At 58.0% G+C, this 2,031-nt stretch carries 3 protein-coding genes; 2 read left to right on the forward strand and 1 reads right to left on the reverse strand.

All coding sequences use genetic code 11. The annotated features are described in order from the left end of the window. Together ACQRC0_RS08655 and ACQRC0_RS08660 are read left to right on the forward strand one after the other, a co-directional pair. Positions 1–287 (forward strand): hypothetical protein (locus tag ACQRC0_RS08655; RefSeq protein WP_427729302.1); only part of this gene is annotated, 287 nt, incomplete at its 5' end. After that, positions 277–1,686 carry an APC family permease gene (locus tag ACQRC0_RS08660; RefSeq protein WP_154514950.1) on the forward strand — a complete coding sequence of 470 codons (1,410 nt, stop codon included), beginning with the start codon at positions 277–279 and terminating at the stop codon, positions 1,684–1,686. The genes ACQRC0_RS08655 and ACQRC0_RS08660, both read left to right, overlap by 11 nt. A gap of 35 nt (positions 1,687–1,721) precedes the next feature. On the opposite strand, the gene ACQRC0_RS08665 is transcribed toward ACQRC0_RS08660, so the two are convergent. Next, a complete protein-coding gene (locus tag ACQRC0_RS08665; protein ID WP_154514948.1) occupies positions 1,722–1,913 on the reverse strand; it encodes a hypothetical protein in 192 nt (63 codons plus the stop codon). Between the last annotated feature and the right edge of the window lie 118 nt (positions 1,914–2,031).

Here is a 2,031-nt window from a genome sequence, read left to right on the forward strand (position 1 = left end):
ATCGCGGGTTAGGCCTATTGTTCGCTTGGATATCCCAGGTCAGGCGCGTATCCAATTGCCGAAAGTTCCCGGTCGTATACGCGGCCGTCTTGATCGGAGTATCCATGTACCAGCGTATCGTCATCTACACGCGCCTGTTCCGCGAGCGTTGGTCCAACAATTGCATCCCTTCTTCTCCTTGGGATGGCACCTGCACCGGTGACGCGGCCCGCAACCCTGCCTTGGGCTGCGCCTTCGGTGCAGATGCCATCTTTTTTGCTGTAGGGGGAGCGTGCCATGGCAGGTAAAAAGTTCTCCCTGTTCGAGGTCATCCTCTCGGTTATATGCGTCGTATTTACCATCGAGGCGGCTGCTCCGGCATCTGCCATGGGTAACGTGCAGTTCTTCTGGTGGATCTTCCTCATCATTACGTTTTTGCTTCCCTATGGCCTGGTGGTGGCCGAGCTCGGTACGGCGTTCGATTCCGAGGGCGGCCTGTACGATTGGGTTCGTCTGGGCTTGGGCGACCGTTGGGGTGCCTACTGCTCCTGGTGCTACTGGGTCAACTTTCCACTGTGGGTTGCAAGTATCGCCTGTATGTTCCCCAGTGTCATCAATTCGGTATGGGGCATCGAATTTTCGCTTGGGGCCCGAATTGCCATCGAGCTTGCCTTTGTGTGGGGCGTCACGGTCATGGCGATGCACCCGGTGGCCGAGGCCGATTGGGTCATGGACGGCGGTGCCGTCATCAAGGTGCTCATTACCGCCGTGGTGGGGATCGTCGGCATCTGGTTTGCCTGTAATAACGGCTTTGCCAACGACATGTCGTTTAAGACCTTCATTCCAGATTTGGGCGACACCAATTCGTTGACGTACCTATCGATCATCCTGTTCAACTTTATGGGTTTCGAAGTGGTCGCGACCTTTGCCAGCACGATGAAAAACCCGTCGCGTGATATCCCCAAGGCGGTTATCGCCGGTGGCGTCGCCATTGCGGCAATCTACATTATCTGCGGCATCGGCATTGGAGCCGCGGTTCCCACCGAGCGGCTTTCGCTCGATTCGGGCATTGTGGACGCGGTCGCCGCCATGTTGGGGCGCAGCCATCCGCTGACGATGGTCGTGGGCGCGGCCTTTTTGGTGACGCTGTTCGCCAACATGATCTGCTGGAGCTTTGGCGTCAACAACGTGGCGAGCTATGCCGCGCGTCACGGCAATATGCCGCGTCCCTTTGCGCTGGTGTCCAAGAAGACCGGCATGCCCAATGGCTCGGCACTCATTAACGGTTGTTTTGCCAGCCTGGTACTACTGCTTCAGATTCCGCTGGGCGAGGGCTCCGACGTCTTTTGGGTTTTCTTCTCGATGAACGTCGTCTTCCTGCTTATGAGCTATATTCCGATGTTCCCGGCGTTTTGGCGCCTGCGCAAATACGACGATCGCCCGCGTGTGTTCCGCGCGCCCTTCGAGGGCAAGGTGCTCGCGGTGGCACTTGCGATTCCCGTAGTGGAGCTTGTGCTTTCGATTGTCGCCACCATTGTGCCGCTCAACAGCTCACCCGCCGAGATGACAAAGTTGCCGATTCTCGTGGGTGTGGTAATCGGCGTGTTGTTGGGCGAGGTCTCGCGCCTCATATCGCGCCGCGGCCGCAGCCTCGATAATCCTGGCGTTGGTGCAAGGGGGACAGGTTTCTTTGCACCAAAACAGTAACGCCGCGAGCTGCGCGGCGTTTGCTGCATCTTGGATTACCGCTCGCGGTGCTCGGGGTCAAAAGCGAGTTTAGGCGCAAAGTAGGGGACGTGTCCCAGGTAAGGGCAGCAGTCCGTACGTTCGTCGACAAGACAGGGGACATCGTCGTAGGTGAGTGAGTCGCTCAGGCGGACGATGGCCTTGGCGGCAGGAGCGACGAGCATCTTGAGCGGTGCGATAGGCGCCATGGCATCTCCTTTTCTTCATGCGACCCGTGTTCTGGCGCGAATGTATACGTCGCCAGTCTAGCATTCCGTCGCGGAGAGTTCAAAACCAACACAAATTCGACGGCTATTACTGCGCTGT

The sequence above is a fragment of the Collinsella sp. SGI.033 genome (genome assembly GCF_050315135.1).
Lineage (GTDB): Bacteria > Actinomycetota > Coriobacteriia > Coriobacteriales > Coriobacteriaceae > Collinsella.